Here is a 23,918-nt window from a genome sequence, read left to right as displayed (position 1 = left end):
GGCTTCTTCATTCGGTCCTCCACGTGTGCGCGTCGTCCAGTGTAAAGCAGCGGGTACCGCTGGATCGACCCTGCGGCACCCTCGGCCAGCCGCTCGACGCCGGCGCGCGAGAGCTGCCCCAACCTTCGCAAAACGGTCAGAAGAACGCTCTCACCTGCATCGAAGATGATTTCCCTCGCTCAGCATCCGGCAAACCCCTCGGCGGCGGCTAACTCGGAAGCGGGCTGGATGAGATATTTCCGACAGGGTCCTGACGAGCCCGAGATGTGATCCGACCGTCCGGACTGTTTTGTTTGCTGTGGCCTTCAGCACATCTTCAGCTAACTGACCGGAGTGGTATTCGACACATTTTCGCGGCCGAAACCTATACGCCGTCAGGGGGTAATGGGTGTGATTTATTGCGGGCCCGAACGCTTTTCGCCGAATATTCGCCGACCGCGCGGACTCACCGCCTGAAGTCGGCGCTTAAGAAAGGGTTAAGCGGGGTATGGAGCGGGTTCCGTGGGAGCGCGCAGCGTTCAACGCGGCGCGCACAACGCGGCCGCGGCACGCACCAGCGCCGCCTGATGCAAGGCGTCGGTATTTCCGGCGCCGAATACGCCGAAGACGCTATAGGCCAATCTTTCCGCGCAGTCCGGTGCGGTCAGCTCGGCCCGCCGGGCGGCCAACTGGTCGACGATCTCGATGTTCACCCGGTCGATCACCGGGCGCACCGCCGCCAGATCGGGTGCCGAACCGGGTGCCGCGGCCGGGTCGAAGCGCCAGCGGGTGATCAGACCGCGCTGCACGATCTTGTTGGACTCGATCTGGCCGGAGAACACCTGCCGCACCCAGGGTTCGGGCAGGTCGCGCCCGGCGCCCAGCTTTGCCATCGCGTCGTAGACCACGGCTTCCCTGGCCGGATCGTCGATGGTGGGTTCGGTGCCGGACTCGGCGGCGGCCACCCACTTCGCCGCGGCCACCGCGTCACCGGTGTCGAGGCGCTCGAGCACCAGCGCGACCAGGCGATCCAGCGACTCGGCTCGGCCGCCGCCCGGCTCGGCTGCCGCGCTAACCGGCGACACGATCAGGGCCGCCGACACGATCATCAGCATGACAAGGCGCATAACCCGACCTCCTGAGCTGGCTCGCGCGGAAACCGATCATCGAGCCAGGGTAAGCGAATGGACCCGCGTGCTCGGTCCCGAAACCGGCCCCGCGCGGCAGCCGCCGGCACCCGTACCCGCACCACATCGACGGTTTTGTGAGCCTGACCACATACCTCCGCCGCCACTCGGTGTGTCGGGTTCGGTCCTGTCACGCTGTGACCACGAAACCGTGACGGTTTCATCGAGCCCTGAAATCGACTGGGACCAAGAGGATGTGAGTTCCCATGACCGTCATCGGCTTGTTCACCTGGCTCGGCGGGGGTCAGACCGGTGAAGTCGCCTACCGCCACGAGCGCACCGGCTACGCCGTCACCGGTGCGGCGGTGCTGTTGTTCGCGGTGGTGTCCGGCCTGATCGCCGCGCTCGCGCTGGCCTCGACCGGCGCCTGGGCCCTGCTCGCAATTATTCCGGTAGCCCTGCTCGTCGCGGTGCTCGCGGGCGCGATCGCCCGAGCCGTGGCGACCGCGCGACCCAGCGGCGAGCCCGACCGGCTCGGCCTGCTCGCCCGCATCGCCGTCGCCGTGCTGGCCGGCGGGTTGCTCGCCGAGCTTGCCGCGATCGTCGTCTTCGGCGGCAGCGTCGACCGGACGCTCGACGAACGCGCCCAGCGTTCCGTCGCCTCCGAGCCGCGGGTCGTCGCCGCGACGGCCGAACTCGACAAGGCGCGCGCCGACCGGACCGCGCTGGATCAGTCGATCACCAAGGCGCAGGCCGACCTCGACCGCTCGCTGGTGATCGCCCGCTGCGAGTTCAACCCGACCCCCGACTGCCCGCAGACCCGGATCACCAACGTGCCGGGGCGCGGGCCGGAAGCCCAGACCGCCAACGACATGCTCGACGACGCCCGCAGGCAACTGGCCGCGGCGCAGGGCCGGGCCGACGCACTGGACCAGCGGATCGCCGACGACGAAAAGGCCGTCGCCGCCGCCGAATCGGCCGCGTTCAGCTACGCCGACCGTGGCCTCGGCGCGCGCTGGCTGGCGATGAACGACTACACCACCCACCACGCGGGCGCGCTGCCGCTGCGCATCCTGACCCTCGTCGCTGTCGTCGCGCTGGCGCTGCTGCCGCTGGTACTGCGCTGGTGGCGCGGGCAGACCTCGTTCGACCGGCGCGTCGCCTACCTCGATGTGCAGGCGCGCGCCGAGCAGGAGGCCGACACCGCCATCGCCCGGAAACGGGCCGAGGTACGGGCCGAGGCCGAAGCACTGCGCGCCGAACAACAACTCACCGCGGCCCGCCTCGCCGCCGAGGCGGACACCGCCATCGACCGGGAGCGCCAGCGCACCAGGATCGTCGCGGCCATCGGCGGCCTGGAGATCGGTATCGCCGAACCGCCGCGCCGCCCCGCACTGCCAGCCGCACCGGCTGACGACCGAAAGGACAGCTCCGTGTCTGAAGGATTCGCGCCGTCGAACCTGCCCGCCCCCGTCACCGCGCGGGAGCTCACCCCGGGCACCGGGGCGCCGACGCCCAAGTCCGGTGGCGGCCTGGAGCTCCCACTGATCGGCACGGTGCCGTTCACCGACACCGCGGCCCGGTTGATCCGCCCGCTGGTGCCGTCGTTCGTTGCCAACGCGATCGACAACGCCACGCACCCGCTGCGCACGGCCCGCCAGGCGTTCGAAGAGGTCGAGGAGATCACTTTCACGCTGCGCCGCACCCGCAAGGTCACCGTCGATACCCAGGACTCGCACGCGCCGACCGGTTATCAGCGCACGCCGGGCTCGCCCGAGGCGCTGCATGCCCAGCGCGTCGCGGCCACCGTGGTCGACGCCGACTACGGACAGCAGGATCCGCGCTACTCGGCACTGCCGGACGGCGCGCAGCCGTACGGTCTGTCGGCCGGGCGGCAGGACGAACTCAGCGGGCGCCGCAATCCCGAACTGCCGGGGCCTGGCCGCCGCGAACTGCCACGCGGCAACTGACCGTCTACCGCGCGCTGGTCGAGGCGCTCGGCCGGTCCTGGACCACTGGTCCGGCTCTTCGCGGGTGGCCCGGCCTAGGCTTTGGTCCCATGGCCCACAGTGACGTCTCGACAGCCGCGTTCGGGTCGCGGCTGCTCGGACCGGTGGACGAGTCCTCGGGGATGCGGCGGATCCGGGTTCAGCTGCTGCTGACCGTGCCGCTGGTGGCCGCGAACCTGGCCGGCATGGCCGTCACCTTCGCGCTGATCGGGTTCGTGCTGCCGGGACCGACGGTGTTCACCCGGGAACTGCTGCTGCTCGATGTCATCGCGACGCCGCTGTACGCGGCCCTGGCCCTGCTGATCGGCATGTGGTGGGGCACCGTGCGTGGCCTGCGCACCCTGCGCTGGGCGATCCAGCCGGACCAGGTACCCACCGAGGCGGAGCAGATCGCCGCGTCCAGGGTGCCCCGGCATCTGGTGCTGCAACAGGCCCTGCTGTGGTCGGGTGCGGCCGCCGTACTGACCCCGCTGTACGCCATGGTGGAGCCCGCGCTGATTCCCAAGATCCTGATCGGCATCGCCTTCAGCGCCATCGTGGTCTGCGCCAACGGTTACCTGATCGCCGAGTTCGCCCTGCGGGCGGTGACCGCCCGCGTCCTGGACGCGGCGCCGTTGCGGCGGCGGCGCGGCATGGGTGTGTTCTCCCGCTCGATGGTGGCCTGGATGCTGGGCGCCGGTGTGCCGGTGACCCTGTCGATGATCGTGGCGGGGTGGGCCCTGGTCGACTCGTCGGTCAGCACGGCCCGGCTCGCGGTCTGCGTGCTCTCGCTCGGCGGCGCGACGCTGGTGTTCGGCCTGTTGCTGATGATGCAGACCGTGTCCACGATCATCGCGCCGATCCGCGGGGTGCGCCGCGCGCTGCGGCAGGTCGAGGACGGTGACCTGCGGGTGGCGATCACCGTGTACGACGGCACCGAATTGGGTGAGCTGCAAAGCGGTTTCAACCACATGGTGGAGGGACTGCGCGAGCGCGAGCAGATCAGGGACCTGTTCGGCAGGCACGTCGGCCGTGACGTGGCCGACGCGGCGCTGGCCGGTAATCCGACGCTCGGCGGCGTGGAGACCGAGGCGGCGGCGCTGTTCATCGACATCGTCGGCTCGACCACGATGGCCGCGACGGTGCCCGCGCCCGAGATGGTCGCCATCCTCAACCGTTTCTTCGACATCGTGGTCGACGAGGTGGAGGCGCACGGCGGGCTGCTCAACAAGTTCGAGGGCGACGCCGCCCTGGCCGTATTCGGCACGCCCGCCGCCCTTTCCGACGCCTCGGGTGCGGCGCTGGCCTGCGCCCGCGCCATCCGGCAGCGCCTCGACCTGACCGCCGACGACTTCATCGCCGCCATCGGTGTCGCTGCGGGCCGGGTGGTCGCGGGCAATGTCGGTGCCCGGCAGCGCTACGAGTTCACCGTCATCGGCGACGCGGTCAACGAGGCGGCGCGGCTGTGCGAACTCGCCAAGCACGACGACCTCCTGCTCACCTCCGCGAACACCGTCAACAGCGCCGACGACACCGAGGCGGCGCATTGGCAGCTCGGCGAGTCCGTCACCCTGCGCGGTCGCCTCACCCCGACCCGACTCGGTCGCCCGCGTAGTTCCGGGCAGTCGGCTGATCGCGGTCTGCACCCGAGCGAGCAGCGAACCGAATGACGGCCGCGTCCGAATGGTGAACGGCCGCACCTCTATATAGCTTCACGCCCGCTCCGAGGAATCCAGAGCGGGCGCGAAGAGTCGGCTTTACGGACGCGCGGCCCGCAGCCGGAACGCGACCACCGCCGCGATCAGCAGAATCGACGCCGTACCGAGCGCGGCGAAGTGGATGCCGGAAACGAACGCCTCATGTACCGAACTGAGGAACGCCGCCGACATCGACTCCGGTAGCTGACGCGCGAAACCCGTGGCGGCGCCGAGGGATTCCGACGCGACACCCACCTGGTCGCTCGGCACGCCGGTCAGGTCGAGGCCGTTGCGGAAGATCGCCATGACCACGCTGCCGAGGATCGCGACGCCAAGGGCGATGCCGGTTTCATAAGCGGTCTCCGAGACCGCCGCGGCCGCACCGGCCCGCTCGGCGGGTGCCGAGCTGACCACCAGGTCCGACGAGACCGTCAGTGCGATACCGACACCCGCGCCGATGAACAGGAAGCCGAGAATGAACGGCGTCGTGCTACCGGCGGCGTCCGGCCCGAGCCACAGGAACAGCGCCGAGCCGAACGCGGCGACGGTCAGCGCACCACCGAGCACGGCACCGGGCCGCACCCGCTGCACCAGCCACGCCGCGGCCAGCGACGCGACCACGCTGGCGGCCAGACCGGGCAGCAGCAGCAAACCGGCCTGCATCGGCGAGTGGCCGAGCACCAGCTGCAGGTACTGCGAGCCGAAGAACAGCACACCGGCCAGCGCGAACACCGCGAGCAGGTTGGTGATCACCGCGGTGCGGAACCTGGGCAGCGCGAACAACTTCAGGTCCAGCATCGGATTCGCCAGCGTGCGCTGCCTGCGTACGAACAGCACGCCCGCGACGACGCCGACCGCACCGATCAGGGCGAGCTGGATGCTGGCGCCGTGCGCCGCCGACTCCTTGATCGCATAGACGATCGGCACCAGCGCCAGCATCGACAACCCGGCGCTCGGCAGATCGAACCGGCCGGGGTTCGGGTCGCGCGACTCCGGCACGAGGAACGGGCCGAGCGCGATCAGCACCAGCATGACCGGCAGGTTCACCAGGAACACCGAGCCCCACCAGTAGTGCTCGAGCAGCCAGCCGCCGAGCAGCGGACCCGCCGCCGCGCCGCCACCGGCCATCGCGCTCCACACCGCGATGGCCACGGTCCGCTGCCGCGGATCCAGGAACATCGAGCGGATCAGGCCCAGCGTCGCAGGCATGAGCGTCGCACCGGCGACACCCTGCAGCACGCGCGCGCCGATCAGCATCTCCGGCGAGACGGCCCACGCCGCGAGCACCGAGGCGACGCCGAAGCCTGCGGCGCCGATGAGCAGCAGCCTGCGGCGGCCGATCCGGTCGCCCAGGTTGCCCATCATCACCAGCAGGCCGGCCAGCACGAACGAGTACACGTCGATGATCCACAGCAGCTGCGGTGTGGTCGGCGCCAGATCGGCGCTGATCGCGGGCACGGCCAGGTCGAGCACGGTGGCGTCGACGGCGAGCAGCAGCAGGGCGAGGGCGAGCACGGCGAGGCCAGCCCAGTCGCGCGCGGTCGCGCGGGGCGGGGCTTCGGTTGTCGTCCCGGTTTTCCGGGGGTTCTGCACGGTTGATGGGGTCATTGGCTTTCTCGACTTCCGTCGCACTCTTTCTTACCGTCCGGACGGTACAGTACCAGACCTTACCGTCCAGCCGGTATAGTTCGGCCGGTGACGGTGAACACCCGCGACCGCATCCTGGACGCCCTCGAATCCCTGCTCCTGGAAAAAGGCATGTCGCATGTGACATTGGAGAGCGTCGCGACGAAGGCAGGCGTCTCCAAGGGCGGCCTGCTCTATCACTTCAAGAGCAAGGACGCGCTGCTCGCCGGGCTGGTCCGGCGGCTCACCGAACGCGCGAACCAGCAGCTGACCGACGCCACCGCCCGTGGCCAGTCGGTCGCCGGGTGGTATCTGCAGACCCCGAATCCGGACGACGCGACCGACGCGGTGGAGCTGGAGCTCTACCGCTCCATGCTGGCCACCATGCGCACCATCGACGCCGCGACCGACGCGGACACCGACGAGGTGCAGCAGGCGCTGATGGACATGATGAGCTCCTGGTCCGACGACCTGGACACCGAGATCGCGGACCCGGTGCAGGCCGACCTCATCCGGCTGGTCGGCGACGGTGTGTACCTGCGGGCCCTGCTCGGTCTGCCGCAGATCGACCCGGCCCGCTACCGCCGCGTGGTGCAACGCCTGCTGGCCCCGCCGAGCGCCGAGTAACCGCGAAGGCGCTGCACCGACCGCGAATCGGGCGCTGACCGTTAGACTCGGCCCGTGCTACCTGCCGCCGACCCGGCCGGTGCCGTCGGGGCGGGAGCAGATCCGGTACCAGGGTCCCCTGGCACGACGGTGCCGATCCGTCCGATGACCTTCCGCGAACTCCTCGATGTGCCGTTCGCGCTCATCCAGGCGAATCTGCTCGCGCTGGCCTGGTCCAGCGTGCTCGCCCTGGTCGCCGCCGAGCTGCTGGTCGTGGCGATCACCGCGGGGACCTCGACGCTGACCGACGGCTCGGACGCCGCGGTCGCCTGGGCCGCCATCCTGTCGACCATGGCCTGCGCATGGCTACTGCGATTCGTGCTGCGCGGCACCACCGTTGCGATCGGCCTCGCGAGCGTGGCGGGTGCCCCGATCGGCTGGCGCACCGCGCTGCGCCGGGCCGGCGCGACGGCCGGGCCGTTGCTGATGTTCCAGGTGCTCTACACCCTGGTCGGGGTCGGTGTGCTCGCCTTGTCCAGCCTGCTGATCATCACCTTTCCGTTCGGCGTGGCCTGGCTGGGGCAGCTGCGGGCCAAGCGCTTCGTCGCGGTGCCGGTCATGTTCGTCGAGCGGGCCGCGCATCGACCGGCGGTGGAGCGCTCGAAACTCCTTGTCGCCGGCGCCGAATGGCAGACGGCCGCGCTGTGGTTCGCGCAGCGCTGTCTGCTGGTCCTGTTGTCCGTGCCGCTGCTGGGGATTCCGTGGTATCTCTCGGATTTCTCCGGCACCCACCGGTGGCAGGTGATCGTGCTGCTCACCACGGGCGTGCTGATGATCGTCGCGTTCGGCGAGGTCGTCGAGGCGGCGACCAGGGTGGTGTCCTACATCGACCGCCGCTGCCGCCGTGAGGGATTGGACATTCACGTCCCGGGTCGCGAGGTGCGATGAACGAGCACGACCCAGCGCCCCCGGCTCAGCCGCGCCTCGGTGCCGCGGCCGAGCATCGCGCGGCGGCCGAAAACGCCGCACAGCACCGCGATTTCGACAGCGCGCTGCGCGAACGCTTCCGCGCCGTGCTGCGCGGGCTGGAACAGCGCGGCGTGCTGGAGGTGCGGCGGTCGCGCACCGCACGCGAGACCGCCGACGACGTAACCACCGCACTACCGCTCGAGGTCGCCGCCGAATTCCACCCGGCGGCACACAGTTTCGACGAGGTCGTCTACGGCGGACGGCGGGCGACCGAAGACGAGTACCGCAGACTCGAATACGCCGACCGGTTCTCCGCGGCGGCACCACCGCCCGCACCGGAACCCACCGAGATCACCGCCACGGAGAAGGCACCGCGCACCCGCCGGAAGCTGCCGCCGCTGCCCGCGCTGTTGCGCAACCCCAAGTTCTGGGCCGGCCTCGCCGGCGCGGCGGTGCTACTCCTGCTGCTCTACGGCGCGTTGCAGTCGTGCAGTGCGCCGACGGCGCCGAAACCACCGCCACCACCACCGGACATCCCGAACCCCGAGCCGCCGCGCGACTTCGACGTACCCGGCTTCGGCACCGGTGACGATCCGATCTGGGACCGGCTGCCCGCTCCCGTCTTCTTCGGCGGGCTGCAATTCCTGATCGCCGCCGCACTGGTGGTGTGGTGGCGGGCGCGGCGCCGCGGCGCGCTGGTGCGCGAACCACGCCCGGTCGAGGTCGCGGCGAACGAGCTGCTCGCCGGGCAGGCGGCGCTGTATCGGCGCTCGAAGGACCACGAACATGTCGCGGCAAAGCTGCGGGCGGCGACCCTGCGCCGGATCCGCCCGCCGCTCGGGATGACCGCGGACACCCCACCCGACCGGCTCGTCGCCGCCGTGGCGGGCCGCACCGGTGCGCCACCCGAGCAGATCGGCCTCGCCCTCTTCGGCGCGGTACCGGACGCGCACACCCTGGAACTCGTTGCCACCCAACTCGACTGGATCGAATCGGAGGTCGGATGACCATCCCCACCACCAACACCAACCACACCCCCACTGCCGAGGAGGCGGGGGCGGCGTTCGCGGCGTTGCGCGGCGAGATCGGCAAGGCGGTGGTCGGCAACGACAACGCGGTCATCTTCCTGGTGCTCGCGCTGCTGTGCCGGGGCCACGTGCTGCTGGAAGGTGTTCCCGGCGTGGCGAAGACACTGCTGGTGCGGGCCTTGGCGACAGCACTGGAGCTGGATCATGCCCGGGTGCAGTTCACCCCGGACCTGATGCCGGGCGATGTCACCGGGTCGCAGATCTACGACCCGCACTCGGCCGAATTCACCTTCCGGCACGGCCCGGTGTTCACCAATCTGCTGCTGGCCGACGAGATCAACCGCACGCCACCGAAAACTCAATCGGCCCTGTTGGAATCGATGGAGGAGCGACAGGTCTCGGTCGATGGTCAACCACGGCCGCTGCCCGATCCGTTCGTCGTGATCGCCACCCAGAACCCGATCGAACAGGAAGGCACCTATCCGCTGCCGGAGGCGCAGCTGGACCGGTTCCTGTTCAAGGTCGACATCCAACTGCCAAGTCGCGACGACGAATTCCGCGTACTGCAGCGGCACGCCGCAGGTTTCGATCCGCGCGACCTGGCCGCGGCGGGCCTGCGCCCGGTGGCGGGTCCCGCGCACATCGCCGCGGCGCGGGCCGCGATCGGCAAGGTGACGATCAGCCCCGAGGTGCTCGCCTACGTGGTCGACCTGTGCCGGGCCACCCGCGTGTCCCCCGCTGTCCAGCACGGCGCGTCCACCCGCGGCGCCACCGCGCTGATGGCGGCTTCGCGCGCGTTCGCGTGGTTGAACGGGCGCGGCTTCGTGACCCCGGACGACGTCAAAACCCTTGCCGTGGCGGTCCTTCGGCACCGACTGCAGCTGCGGCCGGAGGCGGAGCTGGACGGGGTGACCACCGAGAGCGTCATGACGTCGCTGCTGCTTTCGGTCCCGGTCCCGGTGTAGCCCGTGGTCGTCACCGGTCGGCTGGCCGCCGTCGCAGGGCTGCTCGCGCTGCTGGTCACCTTCGTCGTCCCGTCGTTGCCCGGCGTGCTGATCGCGACCGCCGTGCTGGCCGCCGCCCTGCTGTTCGACCTCGGTTCGGTCGGCGGGGCAGGCGACCTCACGCTGTCCAGGCAGCCATTGACCACGGTTCGGCTCGGCCGGTCCACCGAGGTGGAACTCGTCGCAACCAACACCGGTGCGCGCATCATGCGCGGCACCGTGTGGGACGACTGGCCCGACAGCGCCCACGCCGAAAACCGCACGCACCACCTGGATCTGGCGCCCGCCACCCTGGTCCGCTTCCGCACCACGCTGACACCGGCGTATCGCGGCGACCGGGTGGCCGGGCAGGTCACCGTGCGGCTGATCGGCCCACTCGGCCTGGCGGGCAGGCAGACTCGCCACACTGTCGCGGCCCGCGTGCGCGCACTGCCACCGTTCCGCAGCGAGCGGCTGCTGCGCTCGAAAGTCAAACGCCTGCAACACCTCGAGGGCCGCAACGTGGCGAATATGCGGGGCCAGGGCACCGAGTTCGACTCGTTCCGCGAATACGTCGCGGGTGACGACGTGCGCGCCATCGACTGGCGCGCCACCGCACGCGCCACCGACGTGCTGGTGCGCACCTGGCGCCCGGAACGGCACCGGCACATGCTGATGCTGCTGGACACCGGCCGGGTCAGCGCGGGCCGGGTCGGTGCGGGCACCCGCCTGGACGCGAGCATCGAAGCCGCGCTGCTGCTCGGCGGTCTGGCCGCCGCCGCGGGCGACTCGGTCGACCTGCTCGCCTACGACCGCGAACCACGCGCCGAGGTCCGCGGGATCAGCGGAAAAAGCTTGCAGCTGAAGCTGATGCACGCGATGGCGGGCATCACCCCCGCCCTCGTCGACACCGACAGCGCGGCCCTGGTGCGCGCCGCCATCCAGCGCACCCGCCGGCGCAGCCTGGTCGTCTGGTTCACCAGCCTGGACGGCGCCGCCGTGGAGGAGAACCTGCTCCCGGTGCTGCCCACCCTGGCCCAGCGCCACCGCGTGCTGATCGTCTCGGTCACCGACCCCGAGGTCGCCGAGGCCGCCACCCGGCGCGGCACCCGCGCCGACCTCTACCCCGCGGCCGCCGCCGAGTCCATCCTCGCCGAACGGGCTTTGGTGCAGGAGTCCTTGCGGCGCAAAGGCATCGCGGTGGTCGCCGCAGCCCCGGACCGCCTGCCCGAAGCCCTCGCGGACGAATACCTCGAACTCAAACAGTCCGGCACGATGTAGTCCCGCCAAGTGCCCTTGTGGAAGTGGGCCGCGGAGGACTATGGAGCACATGTCTGATCTCGACGCATTTGTCCGTGGGCTGCCCAAGGCCGAGTTGCATCTGCACCTGGAAGGGACGCTGGAACCGGAGTTGAAGTTCCGGCTGGCCCAGCGCAATGGGATCGAGCTGGCGGAGAAGACGGTGGACGAGGTCAAGCAGACCTACCGGTTCCACGATCTGACCTCGTTCCTGCAGGTCTACTACCCCGCCATGCGAGTGCTGCTGGAGCCCGCGGACTTCCATGATCTGGCGTTCGACTATCTGACCAGGGCACACGCCCAGGGCATCCGGCATGTCGAGATGTTCTTCGACCCGCAGGCGCACACCGGTCGCGGTGTCCCGTTCGCCACCGTGCTGGACGGGTATCGGTCGGCGATCGTGCGGGCGCGGCGGGAGTTCGGGATCTCGGCCGAGCTGATCCTTTGTTTCCTGCGCGACCACTCCGCGGAATACGCCATGGCAACGCTGCTGGAAGCGCTCCCCTACCGCGACTGGATCATCGGCGTCGGGCTCGACTCGGATGAGCGCGGCAATCCGCCGAGCAAGTTCGCGGCCGTCTTCGCGCGGGCCCGCCGCGAAGGCTTCCTGCTGACCATGCACTGCGATATCGATCAACCGGACTCGATCGAGCACATTCGGCAGGCCCTGGAGGACATCGGGGTAGACCGGCTCGACCACGGCACGAACATCGTGGCGGACGACCGGCTGGTCGAGCTGGCCAAGGCCAAGGGCATCGCGTTCACCTGCTGTCCGGTCTCGAACTCGTTCGTCACCAGCCAGATGAAATCGGACGAGATCGTCGGGCTACTGGCGCGCGGGCTCACCGTGACCGTCAACAGTGACGATCCCGCGTACTTCGGCGCGTACGCGGCGGACAACTACCTTGCACTCGCCGAGCACGCAGGCCTCGACCTCGATCAGTTGGTGGCACTGGCGAAGAACTCGTTCCGCGCCTCGTGGATCACCCCGGCGCGCCTCGACCTGTTCCTTCGGGAGATCGACGACTACGTCGCCGCCAACCGTTACGGCGCCGAAGCCCGTGCACAGGACTAAGGACCCACCTGCATCGGCACCTGCCGGAAGACCGGGAACATCGGCGGCGGCAGCACCCGGCGTTGCCGCTCGGCGATGACCGCACCGAGTACCTGCAGCGGCGGATACCCCGTCGGCACCGGCACCTGCAGCCGCGCGCACACCGCGTCCACCAACGCGGTGCCCAGCTCGTGCTGCACCACGGGGGTGAGAGTGCGGAACCGGCTCAGATACTGGCGCACCGCGAGCGCCAGGTCGTCCGGCAGCATGGCCAGCGGCAGTGGCCCGGCCCAGCCCGCGAGCCACGGCGGCGCGACCGCGAGCAGCGGCGCGGGCAGCGGTCGCTGGGCATGCACGACCACGGTGCCCGCGAGCACATCACCGATCCGCCGCGCGTTCGGCGAGCACACCGAGGTGAGCACCGCGACAGCGCCGAACGCGCCGAGCATCCAGAAGTCGACGATCGCACCGGCCAGCCCGCGGGTGAGTGCGTGCCGGAAGTCGATCGGGCCACCGTCCGCGCGCACCACCCGCAGACCCAGCAGCAACTTGCCGAACGTGCGACCACGCCACACGGTTTCGCACGCCACCGGATAGCCCACCAGCACGCCGACGATGGTGACCATTACGGCCACGTCCAGCCACGCCGTGTCCGCGCCGCCGGGCAGCAGGACACTGATGGTCAGCACGAACAGCACGGCGGCCAGCATGAACTGCACCACCACGTCGATGAGGAAGGCGGTAGCCCTGGTGGGAATCCGGGCGATCGGCAACTCCAGCGCGACCGCTTCCCCGGTGGTGAATTCAGCCATGTCGATAGCATTCTCCCGAGCGGCGGTAGTGGGAGGCAAGCCTGTGGATGTTGACGCATACAGCTATGCACACCGGAGGGCCTGGGAACGCCTCGATTACCTGTCGACGCGGCGCAAGCTCACCGGTGCCGAGGCGGACGAGCTCGTCACCCTGTACCGGCGCACGTCGCAGCAGTTGGCCCGGTTGCAATCGCACAGCCCCGATCCGGAGCTGATCGCCGGGTTGAGCGCGCTGCTGGCCAGGGCGCGCGGCCGGGTGCTCGGCGGCCGGACCGACACCTGGCAGGAGATCGGCCGGTTCTTCACGCACCGGTTCCCGGCGGCCCTGTATCGGACGTGGCCGTGGTGGGCCGGGGTGGCGGCGGTGTTCCTGCTGGTGTCCACCGGACTGGCCGGCTGGGTGGCCCGATTCGATTCGGCCCGTACGGTTCTCGGTATTCCGCGGGACACCGGTGCGCTGACGGAGCGGGGCGGCGCCTTCGAGACCTATTACTCCGAACATCCCCAGGGTGCGTTCGCCGCGCAGGTGTGGACAAACAACGCCTGGGTGACCGCGATCGCCTTGTTCACCGGGGTGCTGATCCTGCCCGCGGTGTATCTGCTGTTCATGAACGCGCTCAATCTCGGTGTCTCGGCAGGCTTGATGGCGGAGGCGGGGCGGCTGGATTCGTTCTTCGGGTTCATCCTGCCGCACGGCACGCTCGAGCTGACCGCGATCTTCGTGGCCGGTGGCGTCGGCCTGAAACTCGGTTGGACGCTGATAGATCCGGGTCGGCTGAGCCGGGTGGAGGCGGTGGCGCGGCAGGGCCGGGCGACCGCGACGGTCGCGCTCGGGTTGGTCGCGGTGTTGCTGGTGTGCGGCTGCATCGAGGGGTTTGTGACGCCGAGCGCGCTGCCCGCGCCGGTGCGGATCGCCATCGGGTTCACCGCCGAGGCGTTGTTCCTGGTCTATGTGTTCGGCGTGGGCCGCCGTGTGGTATCGGCTCGGGCCGAGGGCGCACCGGGAGCGACCGGAGTTGTGTCGGGTGAGGGTCGGTAGACAACCTCGAGCACACACTGAGCGACACGGGTTCGGACACGCGACAGCAACGCTGTGTCACAGAGCGGTTTCGGTGTCCCCCAATTGAGTTCCGCTGGCCGCAGCGAGTCGAGCTCAGCTGCGGCCAGCGTTACCGTTGACTCTACACAATCGTTATCCCGATGCAACCCTCCTCGCTCGTGTCAAGCGTATAAAGCAGCACGCCAGCAAACCCTGGTGGCGGCATCGTTTTTCACCGTTCCAGCTAACTCGCAGCTGCGACTTCGAAGCGGTTTCGAAGGACTCGGAAGTACGCGCTCGGGCGAATCCGCAGGTCTGCCCATATCCACTTCGTGGCGATACAAACATTCTTCGAACCATTAGCTGCGCCCTCGACATAGACCTCTCCATCCCCCGGCCGCACGGGGGATGACCTGCGAGTTCGTCGCGAAAAATCAAGGTAGCCAGACAACGGATGAACGGAAAGCGACCATAGGTTTGTTTACAGCGTAATTAACACGATGCATACCCGGTAGGACCATCCGTACACGTGCATGTGTCTTGTCAAGATCAGGAATAACCAGACACCGAAAGGCGACGAGCGGAGCGTCGCGAGCGGGCCGGTTCAGCACCTCGGCCGCAACCTCAAGACGGGATGTGATCTTCGCCTCACCGGTCGCGGTACCTCCGGCGAAAACGGCGAAAACGACACTGCGGCAAGCGTTCCCCACTTCGGACACACCGGGACAACACGCCGATCAGGACGCCAACTGGGGCTGCACAACCACCGTGTTCGGGTATCGCTCCGGAACGTGCGGCGCGGTCGTCCACAGCCTGGGAGTCGCGCACGCTCCACCGTTGTGGACAGGATCGGCACGGTCCACACCCGCCCGCCACGCCGCCGACCACCGCCATCGATGTCCACACCTGGGCACCACCTCGTCATCCACAGCGACGGCGTTATCGCGAGTGCTTGCCCACAGGATTGTCCCCATCCATTCGGACGCTCATACACAGGCCGCAGCCAGGCGCTTCGGAGTCGATAGCGCCCACATCGCTCGAGGTCGGGCCGGCAACGCGCAGATGAACGGCGTTCGGCCATCCCGAAACAACACACAGCATCATCCACAGCCGCGAGCGCCCACCGCCAAACCTGGTGCACCGCAATAATGCGCCCACGACAGGGCGCGACACAGGTTGGCTCGCATCCGTGCTCCTCGAGCAGCGCACAGATCTATCCACAAGGTGCTCACTCCTCATCAGCTTGTGCATAAACCGCGAACTCGACTGAGCGGCAGCGATATCCAGCGCCCGAAATGGCCGGGTGAAACCCCGGTGGCTCACCCGACGCGCAGAATCCCGGTGATCGTGCCCTGCAACACCTGACGGCCGTGGGTGATCAACGGCGAGGTCTGCAGCGGATCATCGACGAGGGTGCCCGGCAACGGACGACTGGCGGTCACCGCGCCGGTGTCCGGATCGACCACGATGAACGCATAACCGTCCAGCGGCGTCGTCGTCTCGAGCCCGACCCTGGCCACTGTGTACAGCGCTGCGTCGGCTGTGGATAAATGCGGCACCGCCGCACTGCGCACCGTGTTCTCCCACACTGTGCGGCAACCGTTCTCGTCCACATCCACCCTGGTCATGCCACCGGTGAACACCGCGGACGCGGGCACCGCCGGTCCCGCGCCTTCGGGCACGGCCGGATACGGATAGCCGTAGGTGCTCGCCACGAACAGCGAGCGGCCGATGCCGACCGGTGAATTCTCGCTCCCCGCACCGCCCTTCGTGAGGACTGGTTGCGAACATACGAATTGTCCGCTTCCGGAACGGAATACCAGCGCATTGACCTGACCGTCGGCGTTGTCGACAATGGCTAGAAAGTCGGCACCGGAGTCCGGTCCGAAGTAGGTGGGTGTCGATCCGGTACCCCAGCTGAGCTGCCCCGGCTTTCGGGCCGGGCCGCGTTCGTACGCCGCGCGCCAGAGCACCTCGGGCCGGCCCGACGAATCGGCCCGCAGTTCGTAGAGCGCATGCGTGGTCGCCACGGCGATCCGCCCGCTCGGTGCCGCCGAAATGCTGTTGGCCACTTGCTCGCCGGCGGGCAACGCCACCGTCGCCGCTGCCCCGGACGGCGCGACCGCCCCGACAACGCCCTTACCGGTGGCAAACCAGATGGTGCCCGCCCAATCCGGCACCAACCCGGTCACGTTGTCGCCCAGCGGAATCACCGCCGACAGATCGGCCACCTGTTCGCTGACCAACCGCCACTTACCCGCCGCATCGCGGGCATGCCCCACCCGAAGCAGCCGGTTGTCCCCGTCTACGACGACGAGCCGGTCGTTGTTGTCCAGATACGCGTACACGCCACCGAGCAGACTGCCCTTGCTGAGCGGGAGCGCCGCCAGCGAATGCCCGATCGGTCCTGGCGCAGCGGGGTCGATCAGGTGCACGGTCGGCACCTGACCGACGATCGCCGTGCACAACGCGACCACCAGATTGTCCGAGCCCTGCAGCAGCGTCGGGCACGCCGAGGCGAGTGGATAGGCCGAGACCGACACGGCACCCGCGCCGGGCCCGGCCAGCGGAGTTGCGTCCGACGAACCGGCGTCCCCATGCATCGTCGCGGTGCCGAGCGGCCCGAGATGCGGATTGGGCGGTGCTAGTGGCCCCCACGGTCCGGTCGCCGAGGCGGGTGTCGCGGGCAGCAGCGCCATCGAACAGGCGGCGAGGAAAATCAGCGGTGCGCGCATGGCGGACTTTCGGGTCGACAACACAGCATCCGATCGAACCGAAACGAACGCCTTCGGCACAGTATTCGAAACGTCGATGATCCAAATGCCACCGGGCTCCCCGCACCTTCGCGGGCCCGAGGCGACAACGCGAGTGCGCCTACGATTGCGCCATGAACGGTCTGCGTGCCCGGTTGTTGTCCACCTTGGCCGGTCAGCTCGGCAATCCACACGGACTGCTCGGCAAGGGTGTGGCGTTCATGCTCAATCGCGGCAACAAGCGCGCCATCGCCGCCGCGGTGACGGCTGCCGCGATCACCGAGGGCGAGACCGCGGCCGACCTCGGATTCGGTGGTGGCGCCGGGCTTTCCCTGCTGCTCGACCGCGTCGGGGCCGACGGCATCGTGCATGGGATAGAGCTCTCCGCCGACATGCTCGCCCGCGCCCGCGCCGGCTACCCGCGTGAAACCGCCTCGGGCCGACTGCGTCTCACCGAGGGTTCGCTCACCGCGCTGCCGCTCGCCGACGACAGCCTCGACGCCGCGATCACGGTCAACACCGTCTACTTCGTGCCGGAGCTGGACGCGGTCTGCACCGAGCTCGCCCGCGTCATCCGGCCCGGCGGCAGGCTGGTCATCGGCATCGGCGACCCGGACGCCATGGCGAAGCTGCCGTTCACGCAGTACGGCTTCACGCTGCGCCCGGTCGCCGACGTCGTTGCCGCGCTGGAGCAGTCGGGCTGCACCGTCACCCACCAGCAGCTGCCGAACCCGCCGATTCCGCATCATCTGCTGATCGCGACGAAGCCCGCGTAACTCCGTGCCCAACTACATCAACGCGCCGCCGTCGATCCGGATCTCGGTACCGGTCATGTAGCGGCCGTCGTCCGAGGCGACCATCGCGACCACACCGGCGATGTCCTCCGGACTACCGAGCGCACCGCCGTTGAGCCAGCCGGTCATCCGCGCGAACAGCTTCGGATCGAAACCTTCCGGCTGATCCAGAATCGATTTCGTGGTGATACCGCTGGTGATCCCCGCGGGCACGATGTTCACCGCGCGCAGACCCTGCTTGGCGTACTCCAGTGCGATCGCGTGGGTGAACGCGTTGACGCCGCCCTTCGACGCCGCATACGCCGCGAGGTAGGGCGCGGCGCTGAAGGCCGCGGTCGAAGACACGTTGACGACCACCCCGTGCCCGGAGTCGACCAGCGCGGGCAGCGCGGCCTGGGTCATCAGGAAGGTACCGGTGAGATTCACCGAGATCACTTGATTCCAGGCGTCGAGCGGCATCTCGTGGGTGCGGGCCGGGCGCAGGATGCCCGCGGCGTTCACCAGCACGTCGAGTCCGCCGAGGAACTCGAGCGCCGTCGCGGTCGCGGTACCGACCGACGCCGGGTCCGCGATGTTCACCGCGACCGTTCGCAATCGCTCGGCGGCATCGCCCGCCTTCTCCGCCGTGGCCGCCAGCCCCGGTTCATCGATGTCGGCGGCGACCAGCTGGGCCCCCTCGTCCAGCAGCCGCAGGGCGATGCCCTGTCCGATGCCGGAGCCTGCTCCCGTCACCACCACGCGGCGGCCGTCATATCTGCGCATGCCAAGAATTAGAACAGGTTCTCATTGTGAGTCAAGACACTTCCGCAGTCTCGTTTCGCCGACACCGAACTGGAACACGTTCTAGTGTGAGCGGATGCCGCACGACGCGTTCCAACCGGCCATGCTCGGACCGGTTCAGCTGCGCAACCGGATCATCAAGGCCGCGACCTTCGAGGGACGCACGCCCGACGCCTTGGTCACCGACGAGCTCATCGACTTCCATCGCGCGGTCGCCGCGGGCGGTGCCGGCCTGACCACGGTCGCCTACTGCGCCGTCGCGCCCGAGGGCAGAACCGACCGGCACCAGATCTGGATGCGGCCCGAAGCGGTGCCCGGGTTGCGGCGGCTCACCGACGCGGTGCACAGCGAGGGCGGCGCGGTATCGGCGCAATTGGGCCACGCCGGCCCGGTGGCGAACGCCGCCTCCAATCGCGCGCCCGCCCTCGCGCCGAGCAAGCAGTTCAGTCCGATCAGCCTGCGACTCACCCACGCGGCGACCTCGGCCGACCTCCGGCGGATCATCGCCGCCCACGCCCGCGCCGCCCGGCTCGCGGTGGACGCCGGATTCGACGCCGTGGAACTGCATTTCGGGCACAACTATCTGATCAGCTCGTTCCTCAGCCCGGCCTTGAACAAGCGCTCGGACGAGTTCGGCGGCACCCTGGCCCACCGCGCCGAGCTGGCCAGGCAGACCGCGGACGCGGTGCGGCAGGAGGTCGGCGACGAGATCGCGGTACTCGCCAAGTTCAATATGGACGACGGCGTGCGCGGCGGCTTCGGCGGCGACGAAAGCCTGTCCGTCGCACGGTGGCTCGCACGCGACGGCAACCTCGACGCGCTCGAGCTCACCGTCGGCAGTTCGCTGCGCAATCCGATGTATCTGTTCCGCGGCGACGTGCCGCTGCGCGAGTTCGCCGACCAGTTCCCACCGCCGCAGCGCTGGGGTATTCGCTTCGCGGGCCGCCGATTTCTGCGCACCTATCCATACCAGGAGGCCTACTTGCTCGAGCAGGCGCTGCGCTTCCGAGCGGAACTGGACCTGCCGCTGGTGTTGCTCGGCGGCATCGCCTCGCGCGGCGCCGTCGAGACCGCGATGTCGCACGGCTTCGAGTTCGTCGCCATGGCTCGCGCGCTCCTGCACGATCCGGAGTTGGTCAACCGCCTGCGCGCCGACGCGGCGAGCGTGTCCGGGTGCACCCATTGCAATCGCTGCATGCCGACGATCTATCGGGGCACGCATTGTGTGCTGACCTCGCCCGTGCCGGATCCGGCGATCTAGTCCGAGACAGCGAGAAGGCCCGGTCCTGGTGGACCGGGCCTTCTTTCGGCGGGTCGAACCACAACGGTCGGCGATGTGGTTCACGGCGTCCGGTCGAAATGATCAGCCCGACACCGATTTCGCCATCCTCACCTGTCGTGCAATCAGGCGGGCTTGGCCGCGGAAGCAGTCAGCTCCGGACCGACGATCGACACCCATTCGTTCATCTCCGGGGAATCGTCCTTCGCGATTGCCGCGACATCCTGCCTATTGCAGCCGCTGCCGACGGGAACACCGTCGAAACGCTCCTGCAGCCACTGATATGTGCCCGGCACCGACAAGAATGCCTGCGAGTAGGCCTCGCCGATCTGGATGCGCCGGTAGGTGATCTGCCCGTCGTTCTGGCAGTAGGTATCCACCAGTCGGTCGGTCGCGTAGGCGGGCATGATCCAGTCACCCATCGACTGGAAGATATATGTCGGCCGATCGGGAGTCGCATTTCCCATCTTGACCTGATCGAGTACCTTGCTCGGCAGCGGCTCACGCGTCACATCCGGTGTATCGAACAGTCCCTTGATGTTCAGGTTGGGGAAACTCGAAACCGACCAGCCCTGGCACACATTGCTGTGTACGGTCCGCAGGCCCTGGCCCAGCGGATTCATGTGCTGATCCAGATACGTCTGCAATTCCGGGTATTCGCGACTCAGGCCGATGATGCCCGCGAACACCGTTCCGGCGGCGGGACCATTGTTCTGATAGTCGACCAGGTCCCGCAGGTCCGCGGCGGTGGAGCCGGAGACGGTGCCGACCAGGTTGACGTCCGGTGCGTAGGTCGCGCGCTGCTCAGCGGCGTGCATCGTCGGGATGGAACCACCCGAGTCGCCCCACAGGCCGACCTTGGTGTCGCGGCCCTGATGCAACTCCATCGGCTTGAAGTTCTCCGCAGCCCGGATGCCGTCGAGGGTGATCCGGCCCGCCAGCGGGCCCGCGGCGAAGGCGGAGAGCAGGCCTTCGTGATCGGGAATGGAGACGCCCCAACCCTTCGTGACCGCGTAAAGAGCCATCGGCAGCATGAAATTCGGGCCCATCGTGCCCGCGTAGTTCGGTGGCAGCGCCAACAGCTGGCTGGTGTAGGACGGCGCGCAGTGCGCCGCGACCGCGTCCTCCGGGATCTGCACCGACACCAAGTTCGTCGGCGCCTTGCCGCGCGGCTTCATCACCGTGGTGACCGCCGCGATCGGCTCGTCGCGACTGTTGTTCGACCGGTAGGACAGCTGCCACGCGTCCACGTCCGGCTGAATGATCGACTGGAACGCGGGATGCACTTCGCGCGCGGCGATGATCTCGCCCGGCTGCTTGGCCGCGACAACATCGCGCGGCGGATTGAGAAACACCTGATCCTCGGCGGGCATTGCCGGCGGAGTCAGTGCGGGCTGAATCGGTACATAGTCATCCGACGCGCACGGGCACGCCGCGGCAAAACCTGCGGTGGCCACTTGAATCACGACCGCGGCCCCCGCGGCCAACATCGTTGCCCGCCCATATCGGCGGTGCCGTGTTTTGAACATGTTCATACCTGATCCTTCAGCTGAGGGAGAGGTGCATGACAAGCCGCAACCGGAAGTCGCAGCACCAAATCCCCGACGAATGCAGGTATTTGCGAAGTGACCACTCCGGTGTGAGCCGCCGCAATCGTAGATGAACATTTGAATAATCCAGCGCGAAACGCGAGAGAGAACGCATTCAAATCGCCTCTACCACCCACAACACCGCTCCCCCCAACCCCCAATTAACTTCCGCCCGATACCTTTTCCGCACCTATCCGGCCCGAAATGTCCGATGTGAAAACACGTCACCGAACAAAGAGAACAGTCACGTACACAATCCGAAATAACCGAAAATAACGCCCACTGGGCGGATTTCACCTCGGACAAACCTGTGGATACCAGCAGTTGTGCACAGCTTGTGGATATGCCTCCGCACGTCGACCGCACGTGCCGACGAGAACCCAACTCCACCAACCCGAGTCACCAGCACCCCCACCGATCCCGGTACACCGAAACGAAACAACGCGGCCCTCGGACTCGAGTTCCCCCGAGAACACACCCGGCAGACCGACGATCGTGAAACTCACGAACAGCCGCGAAGGCGGTACAACTCACACCAGACGCAGCATCCTGGCACTCACGCACGTCGAGGCAATGTCCGCGCTCCACCGGTCACACGTTCACCTGCAGCGCCGACCACCCCACTCACGCAACCACACGCGGGGTAACCCATCGACCTGGGGGGTTCGGGGGGCGAAGCCCCGCCGAGCGGGTGTGGGGCTGCGCCCCACAAAGACAAAAGGACGAAACGAGAAAAGCTCGTGCTCTTGCGAGCACGAGCTTCCCCGAGTGAAGTGGGCGAAGGGGGACTTGAACCCCCACGTCCCGAAGGACACTGGCACCTGAAGCCAGCGCGTCTGCCATTCCGCCACTCGCCCGAGCGACTCGCAAGACAGTATCACGCAGTCCGCGCCGACACGAAATCGGCTGTGTGGGGCCGTGACGCGGGGGCTGGACAGGCGCGGGAACCCGCTGATCGTTCCAAGAGTTACAGGTGTGGACGATCGTGGATATCATGCAATGAACGTGCTCGATGGGCGACACGCCATATGCGTGTGTCGTTGTTACGTATCAGCAGAAGAGACGCTCACCGAAGGGAGGCCGGAATGGGCATCGTTTCACGGTTCGAGCGTCGTCTTCAGGGCGCCGTCGGTGATGTGTTCGCCAGGGTGTTCGGCGGCAACGTCGTGCCCCAGGAGGTGGAGGCGGCGCTGCAACGTGAGGCCGCTGATCATGTCCAAGAGCTCGACGGCGGGCACCTGTTGGCACCCAACAGCTATGTGATCACTATCAATTCCTCCGATCACCAGCAGTTGGACGCCGATCACGACCTCACCACCCGCGCGTTCGCCAAACACCTGCAGGATTACATCCGCGAGCAAGGCTGGCAGACCTACGGCGAAGTACACGTGGCGTTCGAGGCATCCCCTACGCTGCACACCGGACAGTTCAGGGCTAGCGGCCGGGTCGATCCGGACGTCGGCCGCGGAGCTACACCAGCTCACAGCCCTGAACGCACGCCACAACGACCTGCAAACCCGCAACCAGGAGCTGGCCCCATGACGCAGAACTCAGGCTACGACCCGAGCCGTGAGCCCGCGGAGTCCGATCCACGCAACCGCGGGTACGCCCCACCGCCTGCCGGTCGCGGCGGCGCGCAGAACGGCGCGTACCGCGAGGACTACGGTCGCGGCGCGGCGCCCTACGGCGCCGACTATCCGGCGCCGGAGGGTCAGCAGGGTTACGGCGACTACCAGAACGGCTACGACTACCAACAGGGTGGCCAGGCCTACGGGCAGCCGGGGTATCAGGAGCCGGGCTACGCCGCCCAGCAGCCGGGCTACGCCGATCGCGGTTACGGGCAGCCGGGTTATCAGGAGCCCGCGTACGGCCAGCCGGGCTATCAGGAACCGCCGGCCTACGGTCAGCCGGGCTACCAGGAGCCGGGCTACGGCCAGCAGGGTTACGCCCAGCAAGGTTACGGCGATCAGGCGTACGCGGATCCGGCCTACGGCCAGCAAGGCGCGGGCTACGCCCAGCCGGGCTACGGCCAGCAGGGTTACCAGGAGCCCGGTTACGGCGAGCAGGCCTACGCCGAGCCGGGTGCCTACGGCCAGGATGACCAGGGTGGTTACGGCCAGGCCTACTCGCAGCAGCCCGGCTACGGCGCGCAGCCGGGCTATGGCGCCGCGCCCGCGTATGCCGCTCCCCCACAGGCGGGTTCGGGCTACTCCGCGACTCTTCAGCTCGACGACGGCAGCGGCCGCACGTACCAGTTGCGTGAGGGCAGCAACATCATCGGGCGTGGCCAGGACGCGCATTTCCGGCTGCCCGACACCGGTGTCTCGCGCAGGCACATCGAGGTCCGCTGGGACGGGCAGACCGCCATGCTCTCGGATCTGGGTTCCACCAACGGCACGCTGGTCAACGGTTCTCCCGTGCAAGACTGGCAGCTCGCCGACGGGGACGTGATCCGCGCCGGGCACTCCGAGATCCTGATCCGTATCGTCTGATCCCGTAAGCTCGCGATGCAGGTC

Annotated in this window: 18 protein-coding genes and 1 tRNA gene; 12 read left to right on the top strand and 7 right to left on the bottom strand. The window is 68.4% G+C overall.

Features of this window, described 5'->3' with window-relative positions; genetic code table 11:
- Window positions 1-518 precede the first annotated feature (518 nt).
- A complete protein-coding gene (locus DMB37_RS21190) occupies window positions 519-1,106 on the bottom strand; it encodes a chorismate mutase (RefSeq protein WP_135234200.1) in 588 nt (195 codons plus the stop codon).
- A gap of 266 nt (window positions 1,107-1,372) precedes the next feature.
- On the opposite strand from DMB37_RS21190, the gene DMB37_RS21185 reads away from it, so the two are divergent.
- Both DMB37_RS21185 and DMB37_RS21180 read left to right on the top strand, forming a co-directional pair.
- A complete protein-coding gene (locus tag DMB37_RS21185; RefSeq protein WP_135234199.1) occupies window positions 1,373-3,076 on the top strand; it encodes a DUF4407 domain-containing protein in 1,704 nt (567 codons plus the stop codon).
- A gap of 89 nt (window positions 3,077-3,165) precedes the next feature.
- On the top strand, window positions 3,166-4,764 hold the full coding sequence (locus DMB37_RS21180) for an adenylate/guanylate cyclase domain-containing protein (RefSeq protein WP_135234198.1): 1,599 nt from the start codon (window positions 3,166-3,168) through the stop codon (window positions 4,762-4,764).
- An 87-nt stretch (window positions 4,765-4,851) separates the two neighbouring features.
- Here DMB37_RS21180 and DMB37_RS21175 read toward each other — a convergent pair whose 3' ends face one another.
- Window positions 4,852-6,399 (bottom strand): MFS transporter, encoded by a 1,548-nt coding sequence (locus DMB37_RS21175; RefSeq protein ID WP_135234197.1) that lies wholly within the window; start codon window positions 6,397-6,399, stop codon window positions 4,852-4,854.
- An 87-nt stretch (window positions 6,400-6,486) separates the two neighbouring features.
- Between DMB37_RS21175 and DMB37_RS21170 the strand changes: the two genes are divergently transcribed.
- The 6 genes from DMB37_RS21170 to add are packed head-to-tail and all read left to right on the top strand — an operon-like array spanning window position 6,487 to window position 12,377.
- Window positions 6,487-7,044 carry a TetR/AcrR family transcriptional regulator gene (locus DMB37_RS21170; protein ID WP_135234196.1) on the top strand — a complete coding sequence of 186 codons (558 nt, stop codon included), beginning with the start codon at window positions 6,487-6,489 and terminating at the stop codon, window positions 7,042-7,044.
- Window positions 7,045-7,098: 54 nt separating this feature from the next.
- Window positions 7,099-7,971 (top strand): hypothetical protein, encoded by an 873-nt coding sequence (locus DMB37_RS21165; protein ID WP_240771595.1) that lies wholly within the window; start codon window positions 7,099-7,101, stop codon window positions 7,969-7,971.
- Window positions 7,968-8,999, top strand: coding sequence for a DUF4129 domain-containing protein (locus tag DMB37_RS21160; RefSeq protein WP_135234195.1), 1,032 nt, complete (start codon window positions 7,968-7,970; stop codon window positions 8,997-8,999). The genes DMB37_RS21165 and DMB37_RS21160 overlap by 4 nt, the downstream gene beginning before the upstream one ends.
- Complete coding sequence (locus tag DMB37_RS21155) at window positions 8,996-9,985, top strand: MoxR family ATPase (RefSeq protein WP_135234194.1); 990 nt, start codon at window positions 8,996-8,998, stop codon at window positions 9,983-9,985. Before DMB37_RS21160 ends, DMB37_RS21155 begins: the two co-directional genes overlap by 4 nt.
- A gap of 3 nt (window positions 9,986-9,988) precedes the next feature.
- Window positions 9,989-11,284, top strand: a complete 1,296-nt coding sequence (locus DMB37_RS21150; protein WP_135234193.1) for a DUF58 domain-containing protein — start codon at window positions 9,989-9,991, stop codon at window positions 11,282-11,284.
- Window positions 11,285-11,333: 49 nt separating this feature from the next.
- The gene (add, locus tag DMB37_RS21145) at window positions 11,334-12,377 is read left to right on the top strand and encodes an adenosine deaminase (protein WP_135234192.1); all 1,044 of its coding nucleotides are present in this window, start codon (window positions 11,334-11,336) and stop codon (window positions 12,375-12,377) included.
- On the opposite strand, the gene DMB37_RS21140 is transcribed toward add, so the two are convergent.
- Entirely contained in the window at window positions 12,374-13,168 is a 795-nt protein-coding gene (locus DMB37_RS21140) for an RDD family protein (protein ID WP_135234191.1), read from the bottom strand. The genes add and DMB37_RS21140 overlap by 4 nt on opposite strands.
- Window positions 13,169-13,211: 43 nt before the next feature.
- Here DMB37_RS21140 and DMB37_RS21135 point away from each other — a divergent pair, with 43 nt between their 5' ends.
- Window positions 13,212-14,207 (top strand): stage II sporulation protein M, encoded by a 996-nt coding sequence (locus tag DMB37_RS21135; protein WP_135234190.1) that lies wholly within the window; start codon window positions 13,212-13,214, stop codon window positions 14,205-14,207.
- Window positions 14,208-15,526: 1,319 nt separating this feature from the next.
- Here the strand turns inward: DMB37_RS21135 and DMB37_RS21130 are convergent.
- Entirely contained in the window at window positions 15,527-16,942 is a 1,416-nt protein-coding gene (locus DMB37_RS21130) for a hypothetical protein (RefSeq protein WP_135237723.1), read from the bottom strand.
- A 152-nt stretch (window positions 16,943-17,094) separates the two neighbouring features.
- Here DMB37_RS21130 and DMB37_RS21125 point away from each other — a divergent pair, with 152 nt between their 5' ends.
- Window positions 17,095-17,736, top strand: coding sequence for a class I SAM-dependent methyltransferase (locus DMB37_RS21125; RefSeq protein ID WP_135234189.1), 642 nt, complete (start codon window positions 17,095-17,097; stop codon window positions 17,734-17,736).
- A 12-nt stretch (window positions 17,737-17,748) separates the two neighbouring features.
- Here DMB37_RS21125 and DMB37_RS21120 read toward each other — a convergent pair whose 3' ends face one another.
- Complete coding sequence (locus DMB37_RS21120; RefSeq protein ID WP_135234188.1) at window positions 17,749-18,516, bottom strand: SDR family NAD(P)-dependent oxidoreductase; 768 nt, start codon at window positions 18,514-18,516, stop codon at window positions 17,749-17,751.
- A gap of 94 nt (window positions 18,517-18,610) precedes the next feature.
- Between DMB37_RS21120 and DMB37_RS21115 the strand changes: the two genes are divergently transcribed.
- Window positions 18,611-19,795 (top strand): NADH:flavin oxidoreductase, encoded by a 1,185-nt coding sequence (locus DMB37_RS21115; protein ID WP_135234187.1) that lies wholly within the window; start codon window positions 18,611-18,613, stop codon window positions 19,793-19,795.
- A 143-nt stretch (window positions 19,796-19,938) separates the two neighbouring features.
- Here the strand turns inward: DMB37_RS21115 and DMB37_RS21110 are convergent, their stop codons facing one another.
- Together DMB37_RS21110 and DMB37_RS21105 are read right to left on the bottom strand one after the other, a co-directional pair.
- Window positions 19,939-21,348 (bottom strand): lipase family protein, encoded by a 1,410-nt coding sequence (locus tag DMB37_RS21110; protein ID WP_240771594.1) that lies wholly within the window; start codon window positions 21,346-21,348, stop codon window positions 19,939-19,941.
- 828 nt (window positions 21,349-22,176) lie between these two features.
- A tRNA-Leu gene (locus DMB37_RS21105) sits at window positions 22,177-22,259 on the bottom strand.
- Window positions 22,260-22,487: 228 nt separating this feature from the next.
- Between DMB37_RS21105 and DMB37_RS21100 the strand changes: the two genes are divergently transcribed.
- Window positions 22,488-23,894: a DUF3662 and FHA domain-containing protein gene (locus DMB37_RS21100; RefSeq protein WP_167768899.1), complete on the top strand. Its 1,407-nt coding sequence runs from the start codon at window positions 22,488-22,490 to the stop codon at window positions 23,892-23,894.
- Window positions 23,895-23,918 lie beyond the last annotated feature (24 nt).

Source organism: Nocardia sp. CS682, assembly GCF_004634405.1.
GTDB lineage: Bacteria > Actinomycetota > Actinomycetes > Mycobacteriales > Mycobacteriaceae > Nocardia > Nocardia ninae.
This window is presented reverse-complemented; position numbering and strand designations above follow the sequence as displayed.

Coding starts and splice junctions, on each gene's coding strand:
- DMB37_RS21190 (WP_135234200.1), bottom strand. CDS start 1,106: ATGCGCCTTGTCATGCTGATGATCGTGTCGGCGGCCCTGATCGTGTCG.
- DMB37_RS21185 (WP_135234199.1), top strand. CDS start 1,373: ATGACCGTCATCGGCTTGTTCACCTGGCTCGGCGGGGGTCAGACCGGT.
- DMB37_RS21180 (WP_135234198.1), top strand. CDS start 3,166: ATGGCCCACAGTGACGTCTCGACAGCCGCGTTCGGGTCGCGGCTGCTC.
- DMB37_RS21175 (WP_135234197.1), bottom strand. CDS start 6,399: ATGACCCCATCAACCGTGCAGAACCCCCGGAAAACCGGGACGACAACC.
- DMB37_RS21160 (WP_135234195.1), top strand. CDS start 7,968: ATGAACGAGCACGACCCAGCGCCCCCGGCTCAGCCGCGCCTCGGTGCC.
- DMB37_RS21155 (WP_135234194.1), top strand. CDS start 8,996: ATGACCATCCCCACCACCAACACCAACCACACCCCCACTGCCGAGGAG.
- add (WP_135234192.1), top strand. CDS start 11,334: ATGTCTGATCTCGACGCATTTGTCCGTGGGCTGCCCAAGGCCGAGTTG.
- DMB37_RS21140 (WP_135234191.1), bottom strand. CDS start 13,168: ATGGCTGAATTCACCACCGGGGAAGCGGTCGCGCTGGAGTTGCCGATC.
- DMB37_RS21130 (WP_135237723.1), bottom strand. CDS start 16,942: ATGCGCGCACCGCTGATTTTCCTCGCCGCCTGTTCGATGGCGCTGCTG.
- DMB37_RS21125 (WP_135234189.1), top strand. CDS start 17,095: ATGAACGGTCTGCGTGCCCGGTTGTTGTCCACCTTGGCCGGTCAGCTC.
- DMB37_RS21120 (WP_135234188.1), bottom strand. CDS start 18,516: ATGCGCAGATATGACGGCCGCCGCGTGGTGGTGACGGGAGCAGGCTCC.
- DMB37_RS21115 (WP_135234187.1), top strand. CDS start 18,611: ATGCCGCACGACGCGTTCCAACCGGCCATGCTCGGACCGGTTCAGCTG.
- DMB37_RS21110 (WP_240771594.1), bottom strand. CDS start 21,348: ATGAACATGTTCAAAACACGGCACCGCCGATATGGGCGGGCAACGATG.
- DMB37_RS21100 (WP_167768899.1), top strand. CDS start 22,488: ATGGGCATCGTTTCACGGTTCGAGCGTCGTCTTCAGGGCGCCGTCGGT.